The following is a 2,305-nucleotide window of genomic DNA, read 5'->3' as shown; positions in this document are numbered from 1 at the left end:
ACCCAACCCACAACAATGCCGCGGGCCCCAAAGGATCCCGCGGCATCATCGCCCCCAACCGGCGCCGAAGCCCGCTCAGGCGACCGGCTCGGACTCCGGCGCCGAGACCGAGGCCGGGCGCGGAATCCCGGCGACCGCCGCCGTGTCCCGCCGAACCCGCCGCGTGAGCGCCGCCAGCACCTCCACCGCCGCGAACACCCAGGCCAGCGCTGTCGCCAGTACCGCGAGGTCGAGGTGCTTGGCGGTGTCGATGCCGTCGGCGAAGGCGGATTCGCCGAACTGGGTCAGCGCCACGACCAGTAGCAGCGCCAGGACGGCTCCCACGCCCCGCAGTGCGCGGCGCCGCCGGGTCGCGGTGACGGCGGCTGCCGGGAGCAGCCACAGTAGGAGCAGCGTCGCCAGGCCGGAGCCGCGTAGTAAGCCGAGTGCGTCGGTCACCGGCGACCAGCGGTGGTCTTGCAAGCCGCGCGGGGTGTGGGCGAGGTGGGTGTAGTTCCCTAGCCGTGGCAGGACTATGACCTGTGTGCCGTGTGGCCCGGGGCCGCACAGTGTCGCGGTGGGCCGGGGCTCGTAGAAGTACCCTGCGACCCGGTTCAGGACCGGGAGCAGCCGGGTGCGGTGGTCCAGGAAGAAGCCGAGGATGCGCTGGTGCGACAGGCCCTTGGTGAATTTCTGATACGCGGCGCTGTCCTGCAGCGTTGTCGGCGCGCACCACGGCGGTGCCCCGGCGTAGTCGGCGAGCCAGGACGGCGCGCCGAACTCGGCGACGTCCCGTTCCGGGTGCGCCGAGGTCGACAGCAGTGTGACGACCACGAAGTTGGCCTCGGTCAGCTGCGCGGTTCGCTTGTCCTCGTTGCCGGACACCGCGAAGGCGCCGACTGCCATCACCACCACGGCCACCAGGCCGGTCAGCCGGTGCCGTAGCCGCCGGTCCAGGGCTGGCAGCCGGACCCGCCCGGCGAGCCGCGCCAGCCCCCTCATCCCGGCCAGCCGCGCCAGTCCCGCCAGCCGCGCGGGCCGCGACGGCACCGGCATCGGGACGGCCGGGAGCAGGAGCAGCAGGGCCAGCGGCAGCACCGCCGACACGTTCTGGGTCTTGGCGGTGGCCAGGAACAGCCCGGAGACCCCGGTGACGGCGATTCCCGCCAGTCGCCGCCGGCGGCCCGGCCCGGCCAGCATCAGCACCCCGACCGCGACGTAGAGCAGCCCGATGACGGACGCGATCTCGCTGAAGGGCGAGACCGCGTAGTCGATGAACACCGTGTCCCCGACCACCGCGACCACGGCCGCGCACAGCAGCAGCCGGTAGCGGTGCCGCAGTGTCGCGATCCGGTACAGGAGTCCGACGGCCGTGCCGATCAGCAGGCAGCACACGATCCCGACGGCCCGCAGGTCCAGGTAGCCGGGCAGCCCGAGCACCCGGGTCAGCGCCCGGCCCGCGTACAGCACCAGCAGCTGGCTGCTCTGGTAGGGCACGTCCGGCAGCCGGATCGAGCCCAGGGCGTGCCGCTGGCAGCCGAAGTGCGCCAGGTGGTCATAGCGGTAGTACACGTAGTCGCGCAGCCGGGGGGTGTTCCGCGGCAGCCGCACGTCGACGCCGAGGTGGCACATCAGCCGGACGCCGTCGTAGTTGTCGGCCACCCCCACCGGCCGCGGCACGAACAAGCGGAGTATGAGCAGCACCGCCGAGCCCGCGCCGACCGCCGCCGCGAGGACGGTCGCCGGGAGCCGGGTCGGACGGAGGTCTTCGATCCTTGGTGTTCGCACGCCTTGGTTCAACGACCGAGGCGGGGCCGCATCACGTTATCTCCGCTCTGCGGGTGAACCACGGCCTCCCGACCAGCGCTGCAACCAGCCGCGCCAGTCCTGCAACCAGCCGAGCCAGCGCTACAACCAGCCCAGCTCGATCGTCCAGTACACGTCGCCGGTCGTCGGGTCCAGCTGCGCCGAGACCCCGATCCCCGTGTTCCAGAACGACACCAGCGCCCGCCGCGAGGCCGGGTCTAGCAGCAGCGCGCCGACCACGTCGTCACCGGGCTTGCCGTGCGCGATCAGCTCCTGGGACAGCGTGAGGCAGCCGACGCCGGCCGCCCGGCTGAACGGGTCCGAGCCGTCGGAGCCGATGTGGCTGAAGTCGCCGGTGCGGGCCATGTCGGTGGAGTGCAGCGCGGCCGCCTTGGTCAGCAGCCGGTCGACGCTCGGCGCGCTGACGCCCTCCTGGTTCCGGGCGGCGCCGATCTCGCCGAGCGCCGCCGAGACCGCGGCCGCGGCGTTGAACGGCGCCGGGGTGCTCGTGGTGCTGGTC

The 2,305-nt window shown here is 72.9% G+C and carries 2 protein-coding genes; both read right to left on the bottom strand.

From position 1 onward, the window contains the following. Positions 1-75 precede the first annotated feature (75 nt). Complete coding sequence (gene wsfD, locus IZR01_RS48920; RefSeq protein ID WP_194927863.1) at positions 76-1,767, bottom strand: glycan biosynthesis hexose transferase WsfD; 1,692 nt, start codon at positions 1,765-1,767, stop codon at positions 76-78. Between the two features lie 120 nt (positions 1,768-1,887). Further along, on the bottom strand, positions 1,888-2,305 hold a 418-nt coding region (locus IZR01_RS48915), incomplete at its 5' end, for a CAP domain-containing protein (protein WP_194927862.1).

It is taken from the genome of Catenulispora pinisilvae, from assembly GCF_015356865.1.
Taxonomy (GTDB): Bacteria; Actinomycetota; Actinomycetes; order Streptomycetales; family Catenulisporaceae; genus Catenulispora; species Catenulispora pinisilvae.
The sequence above is the reverse complement of the archived record's forward strand: the minus strand, read 5'-3'. Positions and strand labels throughout refer to the sequence as shown.